The 20,790-nt window shown below is 67.0% G+C and carries 22 protein-coding genes and 1 other RNA gene; 10 read left to right on the top strand and 13 right to left on the bottom strand.

The features are described from left to right. Positions 1–8: 8 nt before the first annotated feature. The 7 genes from AUL33_RS04870 to AUL33_RS04840 all read right to left on the bottom strand — a co-directional run bounded on the left by AUL33_RS04870 (position 9) and on the right by AUL33_RS04840 (position 8,820). The gene (locus AUL33_RS04870) at positions 9–1,103 is read right to left on the bottom strand and encodes a type I restriction endonuclease (protein WP_062204504.1); all 1,095 of its coding nucleotides are present in this window, start codon (positions 1,101–1,103) and stop codon (positions 9–11) included. Positions 1,104–1,310: 207 nt separating this feature from the next. Further along, positions 1,311–3,905 (bottom strand): ligase-associated DNA damage response DEXH box helicase, encoded by a 2,595-nt coding sequence (locus tag AUL33_RS04865; protein ID WP_244491980.1) that lies wholly within the window; start codon positions 3,903–3,905, stop codon positions 1,311–1,313. A gap of 73 nt (positions 3,906–3,978) precedes the next feature. Next, positions 3,979–5,679 (bottom strand): hypothetical protein, encoded by a 1,701-nt coding sequence (locus AUL33_RS04860; RefSeq protein WP_062204501.1) that lies wholly within the window; start codon positions 5,677–5,679, stop codon positions 3,979–3,981. After that, the gene (locus AUL33_RS04855; RefSeq protein ID WP_062204498.1) at positions 5,669–6,637 is read right to left on the bottom strand and encodes a glycosyltransferase family 2 protein; all 969 of its coding nucleotides are present in this window, start codon (positions 6,635–6,637) and stop codon (positions 5,669–5,671) included. The genes AUL33_RS04860 and AUL33_RS04855 overlap by 11 nt, the downstream gene beginning before the upstream one ends. Next, entirely contained in the window at positions 6,627–7,001 is a 375-nt protein-coding gene (locus tag AUL33_RS04850; RefSeq protein ID WP_062204495.1) for a GtrA family protein, read from the bottom strand. The genes AUL33_RS04855 and AUL33_RS04850 overlap by 11 nt, the downstream gene beginning before the upstream one ends. 98 nt (positions 7,002–7,099) lie before the next feature. Continuing rightward, on the bottom strand, positions 7,100–7,810 hold the full coding sequence (locus AUL33_RS04845; protein WP_082652319.1) for a YitT family protein: 711 nt from the start codon (positions 7,808–7,810) through the stop codon (positions 7,100–7,102). 80 nt (positions 7,811–7,890) lie between these two features. After that, on the bottom strand, positions 7,891–8,820 hold the full coding sequence (locus AUL33_RS04840; protein ID WP_062204493.1) for a class I SAM-dependent methyltransferase: 930 nt from the start codon (positions 8,818–8,820) through the stop codon (positions 7,891–7,893). Positions 8,821–8,969: 149 nt separating this feature from the next. Here AUL33_RS04840 and AUL33_RS04835 point away from each other — a divergent pair, with 149 nt between their 5' ends. Then, the gene (locus tag AUL33_RS04835; protein WP_062204491.1) at positions 8,970–10,001 is read left to right on the top strand and encodes a ligase-associated DNA damage response exonuclease; all 1,032 of its coding nucleotides are present in this window, start codon (positions 8,970–8,972) and stop codon (positions 9,999–10,001) included. Positions 10,002–10,128: 127 nt separating this feature from the next. Next, the gene (locus AUL33_RS04830; RefSeq protein ID WP_082652317.1) at positions 10,129–11,130 is read left to right on the top strand and encodes a GGDEF domain-containing protein; all 1,002 of its coding nucleotides are present in this window, start codon (positions 10,129–10,131) and stop codon (positions 11,128–11,130) included. Here the strand turns inward: AUL33_RS04830 and AUL33_RS04825 are convergent. Genes AUL33_RS04825 through gap form a run of 4 tightly spaced genes read right to left on the bottom strand, consistent with a single transcriptional unit; the run spans position 11,034 to position 14,715 of the window. Beyond that, entirely contained in the window at positions 11,034–11,879 is an 846-nt protein-coding gene (locus tag AUL33_RS04825; protein WP_082652316.1) for an SGNH/GDSL hydrolase family protein, read from the bottom strand. The genes AUL33_RS04830 and AUL33_RS04825 overlap by 97 nt on opposite strands. A gap of 19 nt (positions 11,880–11,898) precedes the next feature. Next, positions 11,899–13,092 carry a phosphoglycerate kinase gene (gene pgk / locus AUL33_RS04820; RefSeq protein WP_062204618.1) on the bottom strand — a complete coding sequence of 398 codons (1,194 nt, stop codon included), beginning with the start codon at positions 13,090–13,092 and terminating at the stop codon, positions 11,899–11,901. A gap of 37 nt (positions 13,093–13,129) precedes the next feature. Further along, positions 13,130–13,693, bottom strand: coding sequence for a putative glycolipid-binding domain-containing protein (locus AUL33_RS04815; protein ID WP_062204487.1), 564 nt, complete (start codon positions 13,691–13,693; stop codon positions 13,130–13,132). A gap of 5 nt (positions 13,694–13,698) precedes the next feature. Beyond that, positions 13,699–14,715, bottom strand: coding sequence for a type I glyceraldehyde-3-phosphate dehydrogenase (gene gap, locus AUL33_RS04810; protein ID WP_062204484.1), 1,017 nt, complete (start codon positions 14,713–14,715; stop codon positions 13,699–13,701). 382 nt (positions 14,716–15,097) lie between these two features. On the opposite strand from gap, the gene AUL33_RS04805 reads away from it, so the two are divergent. The 5 genes from AUL33_RS04805 (at position 15,098) to AUL33_RS04785 (ending at position 17,516) form a co-directional block, all read left to right on the top strand. Further along, the gene (locus tag AUL33_RS04805; protein ID WP_062204481.1) at positions 15,098–15,376 is read left to right on the top strand and encodes a DUF4164 domain-containing protein; all 279 of its coding nucleotides are present in this window, start codon (positions 15,098–15,100) and stop codon (positions 15,374–15,376) included. A 59-nt stretch (positions 15,377–15,435) separates the two neighbouring features. Beyond that, positions 15,436–15,795: a cell division protein ZapA gene (locus AUL33_RS04800; RefSeq protein WP_062204479.1), complete on the top strand. Its 360-nt coding sequence runs from the start codon at positions 15,436–15,438 to the stop codon at positions 15,793–15,795. Further along, positions 15,792–16,442 (top strand): 5,6-dimethylbenzimidazole synthase, encoded by a 651-nt coding sequence (gene bluB, locus AUL33_RS04795; protein ID WP_062204477.1) that lies wholly within the window; start codon positions 15,792–15,794, stop codon positions 16,440–16,442. The genes AUL33_RS04800 and bluB overlap by 4 nt, the downstream gene beginning before the upstream one ends. 98 nt (positions 16,443–16,540) lie before the next feature. Next, positions 16,541–16,699: non-coding RNA, 6S RNA (gene ssrS, locus AUL33_RS04790), on the top strand. Between the two features lie 208 nt (positions 16,700–16,907). Next, positions 16,908–17,516: a 5-formyltetrahydrofolate cyclo-ligase gene (locus AUL33_RS04785; protein ID WP_062204474.1), complete on the top strand. Its 609-nt coding sequence runs from the start codon at positions 16,908–16,910 to the stop codon at positions 17,514–17,516. Here AUL33_RS04785 and AUL33_RS04780 read toward each other — a convergent pair. Beyond that, complete coding sequence (locus AUL33_RS04780) at positions 17,458–18,000, bottom strand: CAP domain-containing protein (protein WP_192843137.1); 543 nt, start codon at positions 17,998–18,000, stop codon at positions 17,458–17,460. The two genes, AUL33_RS04785 and AUL33_RS04780, sit on opposite strands and share 59 nt — an antisense overlap. A 95-nt stretch (positions 18,001–18,095) precedes the next feature. Here AUL33_RS04780 and AUL33_RS04775 point away from each other — a divergent pair, with 95 nt between their 5' ends. From AUL33_RS04775 to AUL33_RS04765, 3 genes are all read left to right on the top strand, one after another. Next, positions 18,096–18,728, top strand: a complete 633-nt coding sequence (locus AUL33_RS04775; protein WP_062204467.1) for a glutathione binding-like protein — start codon at positions 18,096–18,098, stop codon at positions 18,726–18,728. Continuing rightward, positions 18,725–19,546, top strand: a complete 822-nt coding sequence (locus AUL33_RS04770; protein WP_062204464.1) for a TIGR00282 family metallophosphoesterase — start codon at positions 18,725–18,727, stop codon at positions 19,544–19,546. The genes AUL33_RS04775 and AUL33_RS04770 overlap by 4 nt, the downstream gene beginning before the upstream one ends. A gap of 94 nt (positions 19,547–19,640) precedes the next feature. Beyond that, positions 19,641–19,868, top strand: coding sequence for a hypothetical protein (locus AUL33_RS04765; protein ID WP_062204461.1), 228 nt, complete (start codon positions 19,641–19,643; stop codon positions 19,866–19,868). Positions 19,869–19,875: 7 nt separating this feature from the next. Here AUL33_RS04765 and AUL33_RS04760 read toward each other — a convergent pair whose 3' ends face one another. Further along, the gene (locus tag AUL33_RS04760) at positions 19,876–20,715 is read right to left on the bottom strand and encodes an MBL fold metallo-hydrolase (protein WP_062204458.1); all 840 of its coding nucleotides are present in this window, start codon (positions 20,713–20,715) and stop codon (positions 19,876–19,878) included. Positions 20,716–20,790 lie beyond the last annotated feature (75 nt).

Raw genomic sequence — 20,790 nt, 5'->3', positions numbered from 1 at the left:
ATGAATGTCTACTGCTCGGCCACCTCAGGCGTTTGTTCTTTTGCTTGAGTGGCCGCGTAGGATCTTGCTGTCGACCGTATATTTTCACTGTAATCGTAGATGTGGTCCAGCGTATCTATTCTAAATTTCTTTTCTTCTTTGCCTTCAAATATGCTGATGTATTTAACGGATCTGTTGAACCATAAACGAGCTAGAGGTCGACGATTGTTATTGTCTACGAGAATTGCACAATAGCTGCGTTGATCGCGCATCATGATTCTGCTTGCAGGGATCACCTCTCGCGCAATAGCACGGACGATCATATACCCTTCTTTTTCCTCCTCGGTAGTTACGATCTCCTCCTCGTCGGACGCCTTTGGGGCTTCGACCGGTTCCATCTCGACGACGTTCGTCGTCGCAAGTGCAGACGTGATACGAGACTGAACCATATCTCTGAGCATTTCGCGGAACGCGTTTTTCACCATTGGCCCGAACTGTTCTTTGATCGCCGCTGTGAAGCGACCTTCGTAGACGTCTGCAATCGCCATTCGAATGAAATCTTCGTTCGGCTCGTCCATAAGTTCGCTAATCTTCTTCTTGATACCAGAAGTGTATTTTAGCCGATGTGCTGATTGAAGAACGCCTTCAACATCGAAGCCGTCCTTAACAAATTTTGTGAGCTCCGGGAAAAGAGCGGTATTAAGTTCAGAAAGATCAAATGTTAGGAATGGGCGATCATCAAGTTTGTTAGGGGCTTCAAGGTCGGTGTGAAAGTTGAAGGTTCGACCATTAGTTAGGATCGCAAATTTTGCATCTGTTACAGAAAAATATCGATAAAGCTGAGCAAGATGAACTTTATCTAAATTTGTTGTTAGCGGCTTGCATTCAATAAGTATTCGAATTTGGCCATCGATCTTGATGGCATAATCGACTTTCTCGCCCTTTTTTCCCACGGCATCCGCCGTGAATTCAGGAATGACCTCCGCCGGGTCGAAGACATCGTAGCCCAGTGCGTTCAAAAAGGGCAGAACAACTGACGTCTTGACGGCTTCTTCCGTCAGCATCGCGCTGGAGTGGTTTTTGATCCGCTCGCTTAGCGCGCGAAGTTTTTCTTCCATACTCATGGGCACCTCTCCTCGATTCGGCTTCTAACTGTATGTTTCAACCGGAAGCGGTGGAAGGGCCTGTACTGCGCGTCACAGGCGTAGTGCGCGCGTTCGCTGTTCGCGCCGTCAGCTGGGGCAGAGGGTGCCATATGGGCCGGCGACAACGACCGTCATTGAACCGATATGCTGGTCAGTGCGGATACACCAAGACAAGAGGCAACTCTGTCAGAGATAGTTCGACCTGAAATCCGTCACTTCGCTCAGCGCCTTGATGACCATCTCCTGCTCCATCGCTTCCTCCAGAAGCTCGTCGCGGGCCTCGCCCTCCACACGCTCGCGGCCGGCTTCCAGCATGATGGGCACAGCCAGCGGCGAGATCTCGTCGAGGTCGCGGTGCAGGATGTGGTGCTTGATGCGGGCGAGGAGATCCGAGACGCGGCGCACGTCGAGGAGGCCGGTCGCCGCGTCCGCCCAGGTGGCACGCAGGAGGATGTGGTCGGGCTCGTGGGCGCGCAGGACGTCGTAGACGAGATCCGACGACACCGTCATCTGCCGCCCGGTCTTCTCGCGGCCGGGCTGGTGGCGCAGGACGAGGCCGGCGATGATGGCGCATTGCCGGAAGGTGCGCTTCAACAGCCAGCTGTCGGCCATCCAGGCTTCGAGATCGTCGCCGAGCATGTCCTCGTCGAAGAGTTCGTCAAGCTTCAGGCGCCCGTCCGCGATCATCGCGCCGAGATCGCCGCGCCCCCAGATCGACAGGGCATAGTCGGTGGCGACGAAGCCGAGCGGCTTGGCGCGCAGGCGCTCCAGCCGGCGTGTCAGCAGCATGCCGAGCGTCTGGTGCGCGAGCCGGCCCTCGAACGGATAGGCCACGAGGAAGAAGCGGTTGCCGTTCGGGAAGGTCTCGATGAGGAGATCGTTCGGGCCGGGAATGACGGATTTGCGGCTCTGGATCTCCAGCCACTCGCCGACCTGCGAGGGCAGCGCCCCCCACTTTTCCCGGTCGCCCAGCATCTCGCGCACCTTCTCCGCGAGAAAGGTCGTCAGCGGAAACTTCTGGCCGCCGTAATAGGGGACCTTGGCCTCCTCGCTTTGCGTCTTCGTCACCAGGCACTCCATCTCGTGGATGCCCTCGAACTTCAGCACCTGACCGGAGAAGAGGAAGGTGTCGCCCACGCTGAGCGTCTCGAGGAAGTTCTCCTCGATCTTGCCGAGCACCGGCCCGCCGCGCGAGATTGCCGACTTCGTCTTGGCGCGCACCAGCCGCACGAGCAGCGATTCCGATTCGATGATCGTGCCCGCGTTCATCCGGTAGTTCTGGATTACGGACGGGTGCGTCACCCGCCACGTGCCGTCCTCGGTCAGCCGGATCTTGGCGTAGCGCTCGTAGACGCGCAGCGAGTAGCCGCCCGTCGCCACGAAATCCACCACCGCGTCGAAAGTCTCGCGGTCGAGGGTCTTGTAGGGCGCCGCCGCCGTCACCTCGGCATAGAGGTCGTCGGCGCGGAAGGGGGCGGCGCAGGCCATGCCGAGAACGTGCTGGGCGAGGACGTCGAGGCAGCCCTCGCGCATCGGCGGCGAATCCTGCGCGCCGAGATAGTTGGCGTCGAGCGCCGCCTGGCACTCCATCACCTCGAAGCGGTTGGCCGGCACGAGGATCGCCTTCGAAGGCTCGTCCATCCGGTGGTTGGATCGCCCGATCCGCTGGGCGAGGCGCGAGGCGCCCTTCGGCGCGCCGACATGCACCACGAGATCGACGTCGCCCCAGTCGATGCCGAGATCGAGCGTCGAGGTCGCCACCACGGCGCGCAGCTCGTTGGCCGCCATTGCCGCCTCGACGCGCCGGCGCTGCGACACGTCGAGCGAGCCGTGATGCAGCGCGATCGGCAGCGTCTCCTCGTTGATCCGCCACAGCGCCTGAAACAGGTTCTCGGCCTGGCTTCGCGTGTTGACGAAGAGCAGCGTCGTCTTGTGCGCCTTAATAGCCTCGTAGACCTCCGGCATCGCATAGCGCGACGTGTGCCCCTGCCAAGGCACGCGCTCGCGCGATTTCAGGATGGTGATCTCCGGCTTGGCGCCGCCCTCCACCACGATGAGATCGGCCATCGGGCTGTGGCCCGGGAAGATCTCGCCCGTGTCGGGATCGATGCGCTCGGGCACCTGCGCCACCAGCCATTCGCGCAGCTCGTCGGGGTCCGAGACGGTGGCGGAGAGGCCGATCGTCTGGATGGCAGGGCGCAGCTTGCGCAGCCGCGCGAGGCCGAGCGCCAGAAGGTGGCCGCGCTTGGAGGTGATCAGCGAGTGCAACTCGTCGAAGATGACGTAGCGAAGGTCCGAGAAGAAGGTCTCGGCATCCGTGCCCGAGATCAGAAGCGCCAACTGCTCGGGCGTCGTCAGCAGAATGTCGGGCGGCGTCAGCTTCTGGCGCTGGCGGCGCGACTGCGACGTGTCGCCGGTGCGGGCCTCCATCGTGATCTTCAGCCCCATCTCTTCGACGGGACCGGCGAGGTTGCGCTGGATGTCGGTCGCCAGCGCCTTCAAAGGCGAGATGTAGAGCGTGTGGATGCCCGGCGGGCGCGTGCCCGGCCGGCGCTTGGGCCGGCGCGTCAGGTCGACGAGCGAGGGCAGGAACCCCGCCAGCGTCTTGCCCGCCCCCGTCGGCGCGATCAGCAGCACCGACGCGCCGTTCTCGGCCCGCGCCAGCAGGTCGAGCTGATGCGGCCGCGGCGCCCAGCCCTTGGCCGCGAACCATCGCAGAAACGGCTCCGGCAGGGCGAAGCCGGGAACATCAGTCGGACGGGGCGGGGCGAGCAGGGTCACCCAGGCAAAGGTATGCCCGATCCGCCAAAGGCCAAGAGGCAGCTCCGGCGTGCCGCGTCGTCGCGGCTTGCGTCTATTGCACCGTTGCGGCTCGGATCCTCTCGGTCCCGTCGAGGGTCCAGTTGGGATAGATGGCACGAAGAGAGGTCCCGATCTCGGCGATATCGGCGTCGGTGAGCGGGCGCTGTCGTTCGAAGACGAAGGCCTCGATCGTCGCTCCCAGGCGATAGGGCCCGAGAATCTGGCGATAGGCTGCGCCGAAACCGGTTCCCGTCGCGATGCTCTCGGCCGGCAGCGTGATCACGTGCTGGAACTCGGGCTGCATGTGAATGGTCGGCGGCGTCGTGACGACGGCATATCGCGCACGCAGCGGGGCGAGGCGGAGGCCTTCGACGAGATCGACCTGCGAGACGATGGCAAAGCGATCGGCGGAAGCGGGATCGAGAACACGCAGCAACGCGTCGGACAGAACCTCGCTCGAGGCGAACACGCCGACCTGATCCTTCGCATCCGTCTGCGTCTGCAGGTCGCTTACCAGCCGTCGATACTCGTCGTAATTCTCGAGCTGCAGGGGAAGAATGGGGTGGGCGGGATAGAGGAAGGTCAGCGACGAAAGGGCGGCCCGCGGCCCCGGCAAGAAGGACGCGAGGAAGGCCGAGGCGAAGAACGTGGCGGCGAGCGCTGCCGAAGGCCACGCGAAACTTCGCGCCATCCCCTGGATTGGCACGACAACGCCGTAAGCGATGGCCGGGAACATCCAGAAGAACAGCGGCAACGTGTGCTGGATCGAGGGCGACTGCGTCCGGATGAAGCCGGCATGGGCGAGGACGCCGGCCAGCGTGCAGAACAGGATCGTGGTGTTGCGCGCCATAGCCGCCAGCAGAAGCCCGATGGCGAAGAGTGCGACCAGCGGCGTGCCGAGACGAACCCAGAGGATCCAGAACTGAGTGGGGAATGCGACTTGATACCCGGCATAGATGTCGGCGTAGGAGGTGCGCAGGATCTCCAGCGCCAGCGGGCGCTGGACGACGGCAAGGCACGCGACGATGACGAGCCCGGCGAGGATGTGCAGGAGTGCGGGACGCACGATCGCGGAGACGCTCCGCTCCGGAGAGCGCAGGACGGAGATCAGGCAGAACAGGGCCGACGCCGACAGCAGCCCAAGGCAGGCGAAGGCATACCACCGTCGCAGCAGGAACGCGCACCAGACGAGAAGGCCGATCTGCAAGGCCTGCACGAGCGAGGCCCGCCGCAGAAAATCGGTGCGAAGCAGGATCAGTGTGGCAAGACCGAGCGGAATCAGCGCGACCGAGTCAGGCATGCCCCGCAGCGCCGACGGCCAGATCGGGAAGAAGGCGAGGCTCATGAACAGGAGCAGGCAGGATTCGAGCCGTCCGAGCTCGACCTTCGCCTCGCGCAGGGCCCTGCGCGCCAACAGCCCCATCAGCAGGCTCGCCGGGATAAGGTAGACGACCACGATCGCTGCGACGAAGGGACTGCGTCCTTCCTCGAAGAGAAGCGCGACCGGCAGGATGGGGACGACCGGGGCGGCGTTGTAATTGTCGTAGGCGACGGACGACTGCAGGGCCGTCCAGAACGCGCCGGCATCGCTCGCCAGAAGCCGGGAGAAGCGCCGATAGATGTCGTAATAGCCACCCCAGTCCCAGATGTAGGCGGGATGCTCGATAGAGACGTAGTGCCGGACGAACAGCAGCGCGAGGCCGACCAGCGCGACGCCGAGAAGGGCCTCGACGGGCCGAACCCTAGTGGTCACGGGAGACATCTGTCAGGCGTTCGACGGTGAAGCGAGGGCGCCGCTTGGTCTCGAGGTAGATCTTGCCGAGATACTCGCCGATGACGCCGACCGACAGGATCTGGATGCCGCCGAGCAGCAGCAATGGCAGCAGTGTCGATGCCCAGCCGGGCACCACCGAACTCGGCAACAGAAAACGCTGCAGCACCACATAGAGGCCGGCCGCGACGGACAGTCCGAAGACGATCAGTCCAAGCACAGAGATGGCGCGAAGCGGCACGACGGAGAAGGACGTAATCCCGTCGATCGCCAGTCGCAGCATCTTGCGCATCGTGTATTTCGTCTCGCCCGCGGTGCGTGCCAGTCTGGCATAGGGGACGAGCGCCACCGGAAACCCGATGAGCGGGATGATCCCGCGCAGGAAGAGATTGGCTTCGTCGTAGGCAAGTAGCGCCTTCAGGGCGCGTCGCGACATCAGCCGGAAATCGGCGTGATCCGGCACGATGCGGACGCCAAGGGCCGACAGGATCCGGTAGTAGAGCCGTGCCGTCTCGCGTTTCGCCCACCGATCGCTCCTGCGATCGGACCGGACGCCAAGCGCCAGATCGTTGCCGGCCTCGTAGGCCCGCAGCATGTCGCGGATGACGGCGATGTCGTCCTGCAAATCGGCGTCGAGCGAGATCACGACGTCGGCGTCCGCATGAGCGAGCCCCGCGAGCAGCGCACCCTGATGGCCGAAATTGCGTGAAAGCTTCACGCCTTCCGCTTCGGTGTTCTCTGCGGCGAGAGCAGCGATGATCGGCCAGGTCCGGTCGCGGCTTCCATCGTCAACGAATAGGATCCTGAAGCCGGTAAGGCCGTTCGTCGGATCCTCGACGCATCCGCGCATGTAGGCGAGGATCACAGGCGCCGTCTCGGGAAGCGCATCCTCCTCGTGAAAGCAGGGAATCACGAGGTCTGCGCGATACTCAGTTCGCATGGGTCTCCACCTTGAACACCCGGAACTTCATCCATGCGAAGAACGAGAGATTGTAGACGATCATTCCCGCCAACTGGGTTGCCGCAGGATGCAGCACGCCGTCCAGCGCCATGACGATCGAGAGATTTAGCGCGTAGCACAGCGCGAAGCCGACCAGAAAACTGAGTTTCGTCCGCGTCGAACTCGCGCCAGCCCTGAACGTCAGACGGCGGTTTAGCAGGAAACTGTTGAGAAGGCCGGCGGCGAAGCCAAGCGCGTTCGCCAGCAGTAGGTCGAAGCCCAAAAAGGTCAGTGCGAGAATGACGGCCGCGGTGATCGCAGTATTGAGAACGCCGACGAAGCCATAACGGATAAGCTGCGTCATTGTGCGCACGCTGGAAACTCCTGCTTTCTGCGAGCGAAATCATTTGCCGGGCGCAGTGTCAACAAACGCAAGGGCCGATTCACACGCGAAGGTTGAGTTCAGACCGCCAGATAGCGGTCGGTGCGGTGGTTGATGGCGAGGAAGAGGTTGAGGACGACGGCGCCGATCACGGAATAGAGCACGGCCAGCGGTGAGACGGCGGCAAAGGCGGAGACGAGGACGAGGAGATCAACGCTCATCTGTGTGAGGCCGGCGCGCCAGCCGAAGCGGTCCTGCAGGTAGACGGCGAGGATGCCGACGCCGCCGGCCGACGCGCGGTGGCGGAAGAGGGCGAGCAGGCCGAAGCCGATCATCAGCCCGCCGAGGCAGGTGCCGAGCAGCGGCTGGACGTCGGCAAAGCGCAGAACGTCGCCGGAAAACGCGGTCATGACCGAGAGAAGCGCCACCGCGAAGGCGGTCTTGATCGTGAAGGAGCGGCCCATGCGGCCGATGGCCAAGACGTAGAACGGCAGGTTGAGGACGAAGAAGACCGCGCCGAAATTCCATCCGGTGAGATAATGGACGACGAAGGCGAGGCCCGCCATGCCGCCGGTGAGAAAGCCGAGATGGCCGAGAATGGCGATGCCGACGGCCGTCAGCGTCACGCCCGCGAGGACGCCGAGCGCGTCTTCCCAAGGCGAATGGCGCGTCGCGGTGGCTGCCCAGTTGCCGAAGCGATGGGCCCGGCGCAGCGCCTGGCTTTCGCGCAGCGTCTCGCTTGGCAAAGGAGCCGCCGCTTGGTCGCCCGCTTCGATCCCGGCGCTCGGCATGGCTTTGTTCCTTCTCTCTCGCATCTGCGAAACAATGAGCCGAGCTGCGGACAAGCGCAATCGGCTGGTGCGCAGGGGAGCTATGCCAGGTGAGACAGGCGGCGCGCGACGATGATCGCGCCCAGCACCGGCTCGCCCCGGTCGCGGCGCAGCTCGGCCCGCTGCTCGAGCAGCGGCTCGAAGCCGGCGAGCATCAGCAGGCGGGCGAGTTCGGCAGGCGCGTGGGCGTAGCGCAGCGAGGGGCGCAACGTGAAACCGGCCGCCTCGTCGTCGGCTTCGACCGAGAAGGCGAAGAGCCCGCCGGGGGCGAGCAGGGTCGCGACATGGGCAAAGACCGGCGCGAGGTCGCCGAGATAGGTAAGGACGTCGGCGGCGGCGACGCAGTCGTAGCTGCCCTCGTGCCCCTTGCCGGCGGCGAGCACGTCGCATTCGGTCAGCGTGTCGTAGAGGCGCTTGGAGCGGGCCTTTTCGAGCATGCCGACCGAGAGGTCGATGCCCTCCAGCCGGTCGCATACGGGGCGCAGGCGTTCGCCCATCAGGCCGGTGCCGCAGCCCAGATCCAGCGCGCGGACAAAATGCAAGGGCTCGTCCGCGACTTCGGCGAGTGTCGCGAAGAGGAGATCGGGCACGCGGTAGCCGAGGCGCTCGACGAGCTGCGTCTCGAAGCCGTTGGCATACTGGTCGAACAGGCCGGCGACGAAGGCCGGCGGCGGCGCGGCGGGTGCCTGCGCGAGGCCGAGCGCGGCAAGCTTCAGACCGGCGCCGTAGGGATCGTCCGCATTGCCGGCGGCGACCTGCGCATAGACCGTTCCGGCCTCCTCGCGTGCGCCGGCCTCCTCGAGGAAGCTCGCGAGCCGCATGCGCCCGAGCGTCCAGCCGGGCGCGAGCGCCAGCGCCTGGCGCATCAGGTCGGCGGCTGCGGCGAAGTCGCGCGCCTTTGCATAGGCTTCCGCATAGTCGGCGCGGCGGTCGGCGAGCGGGTCGCCGGAGCGGTGGGGGTCGAGCGGCACGGGGGATCGGTTCCGGAAGGGCGAGAGGCTTATGGCGGCGCGCGAGCGCCGGGCGCAAGCGGTTTCTCCCGGACGGTGCCGGGCCCAAGGGTCGTCGCTGACTGCGCCCGGTTCTTCCAGCCATCGCATGGCGGCCTATCTGCGACGCCATGGCCCGTTTCGAAGATCTCCTGCGACCGACCCCGAAGGGCCTCTACTGCCCGCCCGGCGATTTCTACATCGATCCGGTGAAGCCGGTGGCGCGCGCGCTCGTCACCCACGGCCATGCCGACCACGCGCGCCCCGGCAACGAGGCGGTGATGGCGACGCGCCGGACGCTTGCGATCATGGCCCTGCGCTACGGCGAGGATTTCGCGGTGACGCGCCAGACCGCCGAATGGGGCGAGCGCACCGTGATCAACGGCGTCACCGTCTCCTTCCACCCAGCCGGCCACGTTCTGGGCTCGGCGCAGATCCTCGTCGAATGGGGCGGCATGCGGATCGTCGCGTCCGGCGACTACAAGCGGCGCGAGGACCCGACGGCCGAGCCCTTCGAGCCGGTGCCCTGCGATGTCTTCATCACCGAGGCGACCTTCGCGCTGCCGGTCTTCCGCCACCCGGAATCGCGCGCCGAAATGCGCAAGCTGATCCAGTCCACCCGCCAATTTCCCGAGCGGGCCCATCTCGTGGGCGCCTATGCGCTCGGCAAGGCGCAGCGGGTCATCCGCATGCTGCGCGAGGAGGGCTATGACAGCCCGATCTACATCCACGGCGCGCTGAAGAAGCTCTGCGACTTCTACGAGAGCGAGGGCATCGCGCTCGGCGATCTCAGGCCCGCCACGATCGCGGCCTCGAAGACGGAGGACGGGGCGAAGAAGGCGGATTTTGCCGGCGCCATCGTCGTCGGCCCACCCTCCGCCTTTGCCGACAAATGGGCGCGGCGCTTTCCCGATCCCGTCTCGTGCTTCGCGTCGGGCTGGATGCGCGTACGCCAACGCGCCCGCCAGCGCGGCGTCGAGCTGCCGCTGATCCTCTCCGATCACTGCGACTGGGACGAACTCGTCGAGACCATCGCCGAGATCGCCCCGCAGGAGGTGTGGGTGACGCATGGGCGCGAGGAGGCGCTGGTGCGCTGGTGCGCGCTCAAGGGTGTGCGCGCCCGCCCGCTGCATCTCGTGGGCTACGAGGACGAGGGGGACTGAGCCGATGAAATAGCCCTCCGATCAAGCCGGTTGGTTCGATAGCCAGCCACTGACGTGTTACGTCGATATACAATCGCAACCATTGCGTGCCACGTTCGAATTCCGTCGCGAACGGACAGGTTTGCCGATGACCCATCCTGATAGCAAAACAAGCGCATCTCGCGCGCTCTCGCACGATCGCCGAGTTCTCGAACTGGCCTTCCGGGCCGCCCGCATGGGCGTGTGGGAATGCTCGCTTCCGGGCGAGCGGCTGCTCTGGACCGAGGGCGTGTACCGCCTGTTCGACCTGCCGCGCGACAGGGTGCCCGACCGCCGCCGCATCCTCGAATGCTATTCGGCGGCCAGCCGCGCGGAGTTGGACACGCTGCGCGACGAGGCCATCCGCACTCTCGGCGAATTCGAGCTGGATGCCGAAATCACCACCTTGCTCGGTCGGCGACGCTGGATCCGCATCACCGCCACCGTGGAGGGGCGCGACGGCACGGCGCATCGCATCTTCGGGGTCAAGCGGGACATCACCGACGAACGGGTGCTTCTGGAGCGCCTGCGCTATGTGGCCGAACACGAGCCGCTGACCGGGCTGGCCAACCGCATGTCGTTCCAGGCCCGGCTCGACGGGCTGACGGCACCAGTCGCCGATCAGGGCGGGTTCTCGCTGCTGCTGGTCGATCTCGACGGGTTCAAGGCCGTCAACGACACCCATGGCCATGCGCAGGGAGACCGCGTGCTGAAGGCGGCGGCGGGGCGCATCGCATCGGTCTGCCAGGGGGCTCTTCTCGTGGCGCGGATCGGCGGCGACGAGTTCGCCGTGATCCTCGAAGGCGAGGCGGGTCTGGCCGAGACGCTGGCTGCGGCGACGGTCGCAGCGCTGCGTCAGCCCATCGTCGAAGGTACGGTGATCTGCCGGATCGGGGCGTCCATCGGCGTCGCGCATCATCGGGGCGACGACACGGAGCGGCTGGTCGCGCGAGCCGATGCCGCCCTCTACGCCGCCAAGCTCGCCGGTCGCAACACGTTCCGCGTCGGCGAGGATCAGGAGCCCGCTTCGCCGCTTGGCTTCGCACCGGCGTCGCGCCCGGTCGCGGCCCTGATGAGCGACGAGTTGGTGCCGGCCGCGCCGAGCACATAGCCCGCCAGATGCCCCGCCGCGTAGGCGGCGCCGTCCGCCGAGGCGTGGAAGCCGTCGCGGGCAAAACCCGCCTGCTCGACACGGGGCAATGTCGTGGCGGGCAGGATGCCGCGCTCCAGGCACAAGCGTCGGCCGAGGCGGGCCAGCACCCGATCGCGGTGATGCAGCACCTTCGCCAGACCCGGCGACAGCGCGGGCACGCGCAGCATGTCCACCGGCGGCGACCAGACGATGCGCGCGTCCGGCCAACGGGCGCGCAGGGTATAGAGCAGGCCGCCGAACTCGCGCTTGAAGCGGCGCGCGCCGTGGAAGTTCTTCACGTCGTTTGTGCCCGTGGTCAGCAGGATGTGCGTGTAGGGCTCGCGGACGAGGTTCGGAACGACATGATCGCGCAGGTCCGCCGAGACGGCGGAGTTGAAGCCTGCCGCGCGCCAGAAGACGGGGCGGCCGGTGAGGACATGCAGCCGCTCGGCGAGGCGACAGGCAAGGCCCTCCTCGATCCGCTCGACCCCGACGCCCGCGGCCGAACTGTCGCCGAGGACGAGAAGGCGGATCGCGCCGCCGTCACCCAGGTCGTCGCCGTCGGGCGACCCATGCGTGGCCGTCACGTCCCTTTGCCCGGCACAATGGCCAAAGGCGCCGTGAGCGGGGCCGGCCGGCGGGATCATCCGCTCGATGCGGCGTCGAAGGCCGATCCCCTGCCAGACGTAGACCGGCAGGAGAAGCCAGGAGAGGGCGGCGTCGCGCATCGGTCTTGGCTGTGTCGCGTCAGGCCTTGAGGGCGTCGACGCCCGGCAGCGGCTTGCCTTCCATCCATTCGAGGAAGGCGCCGCCCGCCGTCGAGACATAGGTGAAGTCGCCGGCCACCCCGGCCGCGTTGAGCGCCGCCACCGTGTCGCCGCCGCCGGCGACCGACACGAGATGGCCCGCCTTCGTGCGCGCGGCGGCGTGCTTTGCGGCCGCCATCGTCGCGCGGTCGAACGGCTGGATCTCGAAGGCGCCGAGCGGGCCGTTCCAGACGAGCGTCTTGGCCTTGTCGATCCAGGCGGTGATCGCCGCGACGCTTTCGGTGCCGACGTCGAGGATCATCGCATCGGCCGGCACGGCGTCCACCGGCACCGTCTTGCTCGCGGCGTTGGCCTTGAACTCGCGGGCGATCACCGCGTCGGTCGGCAGGAGGATGGTGCAGCCGGCCTCTTCGGCGTTCGCGAGGATGGTGCGCGCGAGATCGGCGAGATCGTGCTCGCAAAGCGACTTTCCGACATCCTTGCCTTGCGCGGCGAGGAACGTGTTGGCCATGCCGCCGCCGATGACGAGGCAGTCCACCTGCTTCACCAGGTTCTGCAGGAGATCGATCTTCGTCGAGACCTTGGCGCCGCCGACGATGGCGATCACCGGCTTCTCGGGCTTGCCGAGACCCTTTTCCAGCGCCTCCAGTTCGGCCTGCATGGTGAGGCCGGCATAGGAAGGCAGATGGTGGGCGAGCCCCTCCGTCGAGGCGTGGGCGCGGTGTGCCGCCGAGAAGGCGTCGTTGACGTAGACGTCGCCGAGCGAAGCGAGGGCGGCGACGAAGGTCTCGTCATTGGCCTCTTCGCCCGCGTGGAAGCGCGTGTTCTCCAGGAGCAGAACGTCGCCGGCCGCCATGTTGGCGACGATGCCCTCGGCCACCGGGCCGACGCAGTCGGCCGAGAAACCCACGGGACGCCCGAGCTTCTCCGTCAGCACCGCGGCGATCGGCTCCAGCGACTGCGCGGGGTCCACCTTGCCCTTCGGCCGGCCGAAATGGGCGAGCAGGATCGCCTTGCCACCCTGTTCGGTCACGGCCCGGATCGTCGGCAGGATGCGCTCGATGCGCGTCGCGTCGGTGACCGCGCCATCCCTCATCGGCACGTTGAGATCGACGCGCACGAGGACGCGCTTGCCCGAGAGGTCGGCCATGTCGAGCGTCTTGAAGAGGGTCATCGGGGTCTCCATCGGTGCGGCCCGGCCTGTTCGCGGGCTAGAGGCGGCGGAAGAGGGTGGGGTAGTCGAGAACGAGGCCGTCCTCGTCGAGCGGCAGGTCGGCGTCGAACGCGCCGTCCACCGCCTCGTAGCGATAGAGCCGGCCGGGCTCGATGGCACGGTAACGTTGCTGATCGGCGAAGGGCTCGAACGTGTCGAACGGCACGTAGGCCATGCGAAGCTCGGTGGCCGTGCCGAGCGCGGGCCCGAGACGGCGGATCGGCAGCGTGTTGGTGAAGGGCGTGCCGGCGAGATCGATGTCGATGCAGCCGGCGAGATCGGCGCGCTCGGTGCCGTCGGCGGCGAGCCACCGGCCGGGTTCAGGGCTCGTGAGCGCCAGCCGGTCGCCATGCGCGGCTTCGAGGTGAAGCTGCGTGACGCGCCACTCGGCGTCGCAGCGGATGTCGTAGGAGACGCCGTAGGACACCCCGCCGCGCTCGCCGATCACGACGGAGCGCGCCGCGATCCCATCCGGCGTCGCCGTCAGATGCAGGTGCTCCAGCCCCTCGCCGTCGAGCGGCGCCCAGCGGACGTTGCGCGCGGCGAGGGGCCGGAAGAGCATGGCGCTCAGCCGACCTTGTGGAGGGCGATCGCGGTGTCCGACATGCGGTTCGAGAAGCCCCATTCGTTGTCGTACCAGGAGAGGATGCGCACGAACGTGCCGTCGAGCACCTTCGTCTGATCCATGGCGAAGACCGACGAATGCGGGTCGTGATTGAAGTCGTGGGAGACGTTCGGCGCGTCGGTGTAGCCGAGGATGGTCTTCATCGGGCCGTCGGCCGCGGCGCGGATCAGGCCCTGGATCTCCTCGACGCTCGTCGAGCGCTTGGCGACGAACTTGAAGTCCACCACCGAGACGTTCGGGGTCGGCACGCGGATCGAGGATCCGTCGAGCTTGCCCTTCAGTTCCGGCAGCACGAGGCCGATCGCCTTGGCGGCGCCCGTCGAGGTCGGGATCATCGACAGGGCGGCGGCACGAGCCCGGTAGAGGTCCTTGTGCATCGTGTCGAGCGTCGGCTGGTCGCCGGTGTAGGAGTGGATCGTCGTCATGAAGCCGGTGTCGATGCCGATGGCTTCATGCAGGATCTTGGCGACCGGGGCGAGGCAGTTGGTGGTGCAGGAGGCGTTCGAGATGATCGTGTCGCCGGCGGCCAGCGTGTCGTGGTTGACGCCGAAGACGATCGTCTTCTCGCCGTTCGGCGAGGAGGAGAGCGGGCCGGAAATCACGACCTTCTTGGCGCCGGCTTCCAGATGCGCCGAGGCCTTCGCGGGGTCGGTGAAGATGCCCGTGCACTCGAGCGCGACGTCGACGCCGAGCTTGGCCCAGGGCAGGTTCTTCGGATCGCGCTCGGCCGAGACGTGGATCGGGCCGCGGCCGACGTCGATCGTGTCGCCGGACACGACGACGGTTCCCGGGAAGCGGCCGTGGACCGAATCGAAGCGGATGAGGTGGGCGTTGGTCTCGACGGGGCCGAGGTCGTTGATGCCGACGACTTCGATGTCGGTGCGGCCGGACTCGATGATGGCGCGGAGCACGTTCCGGCCGATGCGGCCGAATCCGTTGATGGCGACGCGAACTGCCATGGTCTTCTTCTCCTGGAGGGACGGGTCCGGGATGGGCCGTCCGGAGCCGCGACGGCGGACGGCCGGGCGCGGCAGACTTGCGGGGACGTCCGACCCACGGGGCCCGGCATCCAAGTTCATCCGCTTCATAAAGCGTTCGAGCGCCGGGGAAAGGGGCAAGGCCGGCTTTTCGCGCGCGCGAGCCCTTCGAGCGCGCCGTTATTTGCCGTCGCAGACATCACGGGCTGCCGGCTCCTGTCAATTGCCGGGCGCAGCCGCACGGGGCCAATCGGGACGCGGCGCTTTTCACGCCGCCGCGATGCGGCTAAAGCGGGAGACGAGGTGTCGGCCGCGCCGCGGCGGCGGGCATCGGCCGGGACGAATGGAACGAGAAAGGGCGCTCATGGGAGCCGGGACCCCGCTGCAAGACGCGACCCTTCGCCTGCAGCAGGCGATGGAGCGTCTCGAAGGCGCGGTGGATGCGCGCCTCTCGCGCGACCACATCGTCGTCTCCGCCGAGGAGGAGGTGCAGCGCATGACCGCCGACCGTTCGCGCCTCGCCTCCGAACTCGACACGGCGCTGACGCGAGCCCAGCGCCTCGAGGCGGCCAACCGCGAGGTCTCGCGCCGTCTCGTCACGGCGATGGAAACCATCCGCGACGTTCTCGCCCGCCGCGCCTGACCCTTCGGCCGCGCTCGAACCCGAGCGCCACGCCCGGCGCCCCGTACAGGATTGTTCCCATGCCCCAGATCGTCGTCAGCATCGATGGCAAGACCTATCGCATGGCCTGCGCCGAGGGCGAGGAGGCCCATCTGCAGGGGCTGGCCGCCGAAGTCGACGCGCGGATGACCGAACTGCGCGGCTCCTTCGGCGAGATCGGGGATCTCCGGCTGACGGTGATGGCCGCGATCATGGCGACCGACGAACTCGACGAGCAGCGCCGGCGCGTCGCGGCTCTCGAAGCCGAAATCGCCCAGTTGCAGGACCGGCAGGGCGATGCCTCGCATTTCGCCGCGCAGAGCGACCAGCGCCTGACCGACCATCTCCTCGGCGTCTCCGACGTCATCGAGCGCATCACGCTGAAGCTCGAACGGGGTTGAGCGCCGCTCGCGCCGGGCCACTCTTCGATGATGCGTTCCGCGAGAACCTTGGCGATCTCCTGCGCTGGCGCCGCGACGTGCGTCGCTTTCGCCCCGACCCCCTGCCGCCGGGAACACTCGAACGTCTCGTGGCCACCGCCTCGCTCGCGCCCTCCGTCGGCCTCTGCGAACCCTGGCGCTTCGTCGAGGTGGCGGACGCCAAGCGGCGGGTGGCGGTGCGCGCCTCGTTCGAGCGGGAGAACAGGGCGGCGCTCGGGCAACAGGCGGGCGAGCGCGCCGCGCTCTACGCCGGGTTGAAACTTGCGGGTTTCGACGCCGCGCCCGTGCAGTTCGCCGTGTTCGCCGAGCCGGACCCGGAGCAGGGGCACGGTCTCGGCCGCCGCACGATGGTGGAGACCGCCGCCTATTCGGCGGTCATGGCGGTGCACACGCTGTGGCTCGCGGCGCGTGCGGATGGGATCGGCCTCGGGTGGGTCTCGATCCTCGATCCCGCCGAGATCGGGCAGGCGCTCGACGTGCCCAAGCATTGGACCTTTATCGGCTATTTCTGCCTCGGCTATCCCGTCGCGTCCGCCGACACACCCGAACTGGAGCGCGCCGGCTGGGAGCATCGCCGCCCGGCCGCCGAGCGGTTGATCCGGCGCTGACGGCTCCGGCCCCGCTGCGAGCGTCGGCGCGAAAAGAGCGCGGACGAAGGGCGGATCGTCACTGGCACTCCGGCGCGGCACGGCCTATATCTGGCCTCGACGGGCTGCACGGTGCGACAGGGATAACACATTCCCCGGGGCCTTACGCATCCCCTAGGGAGCTGTCCCTGCTTCGGCCCGTGGGCTGGGGCACACGGCGCCCACCTACTCTGTAGGTTCCCGGGATCAACTTTCTCATCGGCCGAGGTGGCTCGTCACTCCTCCCCATGCGTTCAATATGACAGGGCACCAAAGTCCGTTGCCGCGTCGACGTGCAGCGGCCGGCATGCGCCGTCACGGCACAGACGCGACCATGATCCGCCTTGAGGGTTCCCGAAAGCTGTATTCCGAATTCCTTTTGTATGGGATCCCTCAGGTCGGTCACGAACGCTCTTCGGCGATCGCGGGATCAGGAGGGCTTCGGACATGACGACGGACGGGATCGGCGAACGCAAGGCGGCCTTGCGGCGCGAGGCGAAGGCGCGGCGCGACGCACTCCCCACCGCGCGGCGGATCGAGGCCTCGTTCGCCATGGCCGAACATGCGCTGGCGGTGCTCGCCTTCGACGCCGGCACGGTGATCTCGGCCTATCTGCCGATCGGCTCGGAGGTCGATCCCCGCCCGCTGATGGCTGCGCTGGCCGATCGCCGGGCGCGGCTCGCGGTGCCCGCCATTGTCGCGGGCGACCTTGAGTTTCGCGAGTTGCTGCGCGACGGCGTCCTGGAGCCGCAGGGCTTCGGAACCCATGCGCCGGGCGAGGGGGCAGCAAAGCTCGACCCCGCCATCATGCTCGTGCCGATGCTCGCCTTCGACCGGAAGCGCGCGCGCATCGGCTATGGCAAGGGCTTTTACGACCGCGCCATCGCGCGCCTGTCGCTCATCCATCCCCGGCTTGTGACGGTGGGCCTCGCCTTCGCTGCGCAGGAGGCACCGGCCGTGCCGACCGACGCGCAGGACCGCCGCCTCGATCTCGTGATCACGGAAAGCGAAGTTCTGGCCCCCAGCGCATCGGCTTCTGAGCCGGAGCGGCGCTGACGCGGCGCGAGGGCGAGGCGAAGATCTGCGTCCAGTAGGGCGCGCCGCCCGCCTTCAGCCGCTCGCCGGCAAAACCGATCTCGGTGACGCGGGGGTCAAGGAGGTTGCGCCGGTGCCCCGGCGAGTGGATCCACGCCACCATGGCGGCGTCGTAATCCTTGTAGGATTTGGCGATGTTCTCGGCCACCGTGCCCCAAGCGTAGCCGAACTGGGCGACGCGGCCCGGCAGGGCGCCGGCGACCTCGTGGTCCATCCGGTCGCGCGTCGCCATGGCCGAGGACTGCCACGCCGCCGCCTGCATCAGCTTCTCGTTGACGGTGAGCGGCTTCAACCCGTTCTCGGCGCGAAAGGCGTTGACGGCGGCGAGCGCCGGGCCGCGATCGATCGCCAGCGGAGCAACGAGCGAGGTGTCCACCGGCTTGGAGGCGCAGGCCGAAAGGAGCAGCGCTGCGACGAGAGCGCCGGGCAGGATCTTCGTGGTCACGGGATATTCCTCTGCGCCCATCGGATCGGGCGTCGTCTTTATCGGCCCGGCGCGCTACTTCGCGAGGCAGGGATCATCGTCATCGGAGTCGCATCGTGATCGAGCTCACCACCTGGACCACCCCGAACGGCGAGAAGCCGGTCATCATGCTGGAGGAGTGCGGGCTGGACTACGACTTGCGCCTTCTGGATATCTCCACCGGCAAACAGAAGGAATCCGACTTTCTTGCGATCAACCCGAACGGGCGGATCCCCGCGATCCTCGACCGCGAGGGCGACGAGGAGACGCGGGTCTTCGAGTCCGGTGCCATCCTCGTCCATCTCGCCGAGAAGAGCGGCCGGTTCCTCGCTCGCTCCGGCGCGGCGCGGGCCGAGACCTTCGCCTGGATGTTCTTCCAGGCCGGCGGCACCGGGCCGATGATCGGGCAGATCCACTATTTCAAGAACGCCTCCGAGCGCAGCGACTTCGCCATCCAGCGGTTCGAGAAGGAATCGGCCCGCCTCCTCGGCGTCCTCGACACCCGCCTCAAGGACACCGACTATCTGGCCGGCGACTATTCGATCGCCGACATGATGAACTATTCCTGGGCCGTGTCCGGCCTCAAGGATCTCGACGCCCGCGCGCGCTTTCCCGCGCTGTCGGACTGGGTGGACCGCGTGGGCGAGCGAGAGGCCGTGGTGCGGGCGCTCGCCAAGCTGAAGGCGGCCAAGGCCGCACTCGCGGCATGAGGTTCCTGTTTCTGGGCGACATGGTCGGGCGCACCGGGCGCACCGCGGTGTTCGAGCGCCTGCCGGGCCTCGTCGAAGACTGGCGGCTCGACTTCGTGGTGGTCAACGGCGAGAACGCGGCCGGCGGCTTCGGCATCACCGAAGACATCTTCGAGACGACGGTCGCGGCCGGCGCCGATGTCGTGACCACCGGCAACCACGTCTTCGACCAGCGCGAGGCGCTGACCTTCGCCTCGCGCCACGACCGGTTCCTGCGCCCCGCCAACTACCCGCCGGGCACGCCCGGCCGCGGCTCCGGCCTGTTCGAAGCGAAGAACGGCGCGCGGGTGCTCGTTGCCAACGTCATGGGCCGCGCCTTCATGCATCCCGAACTCGACGACCCCTTCCGCGCCATCGGCGACATCGTCTCGGCCTGCCCGCTCGGCGAGCAGGCCGACGCGGTGATCGTCGACTTCCATGCCGAGGCGACGAGCGAGAAGCAGTGCGTCGGGCACTTCCTCGACGGGCGGGCCTCCGTGGTCGTCGGCACGCACACCCACGTGCCGACGGCCGACCACCAGATCCTGCCCGGCGGCACGGCCTACCAGTCGGATGCCGGCATGTGCGGCGACTACGACAGCTCGCTCGGCATGGAAAAGGAGGAGCCGCTCAACCGCTTCCTCACCCGCGTGCCGCGCGGCCGCTTCGAGGCGGCGCAGGGGCCGGCGACGATCTGCGGTCTGGCGGTCGAGATCTCCGACCGCACCGGGCTGGCCGAAAAGGTCTCGGCCGTTCGCATCGGGCCCCGGCTGGAGCCGGTGGTGCCAAGCTTCTGGTAGGCGCCGGCGGGGCGGCGGAAAGCCGCCCCATTCCCGTGCTCTCCTGTCGCAGCCCACAGGTCGGGCAGAGCCGCGGGCCGGCGAGGGAGGGCAGATGGCGAAGATCCGGTTGCACCTCTTCGCGATCGGCGTCGCGTTTGCTTCCTTTCTCACCTCGGCGCCCCCGATCTATCGGGGCCTCGGCCCGCATCCGGCCTTGCGCACCTCCTCGCTGTTCCAGCTCGACGACGACGAGGAGCGCGAGATCCTCGTCGCGATCGTTGAGGGAGACGACGGCGACGACGACGATCCCTCGGACGACGAGGAGGGCTCGATCGCCTGAACGGCGCTCAAACCCCGTCGAGGAGAATCACGGTCGGGTTGCGCGGCAAGGTGCGCATCGACAGGGTGATCGAGGCCGAGGGGCGGCGCTCGACCGCAAATTCGGGGATCTGCTGCAGAAAGCGCTCGATCGGCGTGCGGAAGCGATGCATCGGCAGCACCACCGACGAGTGCAGGCGCTCGGCGATCTCGCCCATGCCGGACTGGCTCATCGTCCACGACCCGTCCACCGGCACCATCAACACGTCGAGCCGGCCGATCGCTGCGTAGTCCTCTTCGGTCAGCTGGTGGTGCAGGTGGCCGAGATGGCCGATGCAAAGCCCCGCGACCTCGAAGACGAAGATCGAATTGCCGTCGGCCTCGAACGTGCCGAAGCGGTTGATGTCGGTTGGAACGTTGCGCACGAAGACGTCGTCGACCTCCAGCGCATGGCGCGCCGGGCCGCCGGACGGGTTCCAGCCGTGCAGCACATGCGGGATCGCCGGGTCGGGAAAGTCGGTGTAGTGGGTCGAGTGGGCATGGTTCATCGTCACGATGTCCGGCGGGTCGCCCGGCCCGGACAGGCCGGAAAAGTCGGTCGCGATGCGAACGCCGCCGGCGCTCTCGATCAGGTAGGTCGAGTGATGGATATAGGTGATCTCCACCTCGTCGCGGGTCAACGCCGCGTTCCAGACCGGCGGCCGACTGCGATCGGTGAAGGCGGCGAAGCGCGCCTTCGGCAGCGTCTCGGCGATGGCGAGGCAGGTGGAGGGCACCGCCCGTCGGTCCTGCGCCACCGCTGATGTGGTGCCGGACCCGAAGGCCACGAGAACAGCCAAACTTCCCAGACCCAGGGTTCGTCCGAGCATCCGCGTTCCCCTCGCCGTTGCCATGGAAGGCAGACTATCGGGCGGGAACGGGCGGCCAACTCATATTCGCGTCAT

This window comes from Aureimonas sp. AU12 (assembly GCF_001463705.1).
GTDB lineage: Bacteria > Pseudomonadota > Alphaproteobacteria > Rhizobiales > Rhizobiaceae > Aureimonas.
Note: the sequence above shows the minus strand (reverse complement) of the source record. Positions and strands in the feature narration are given on the sequence as shown.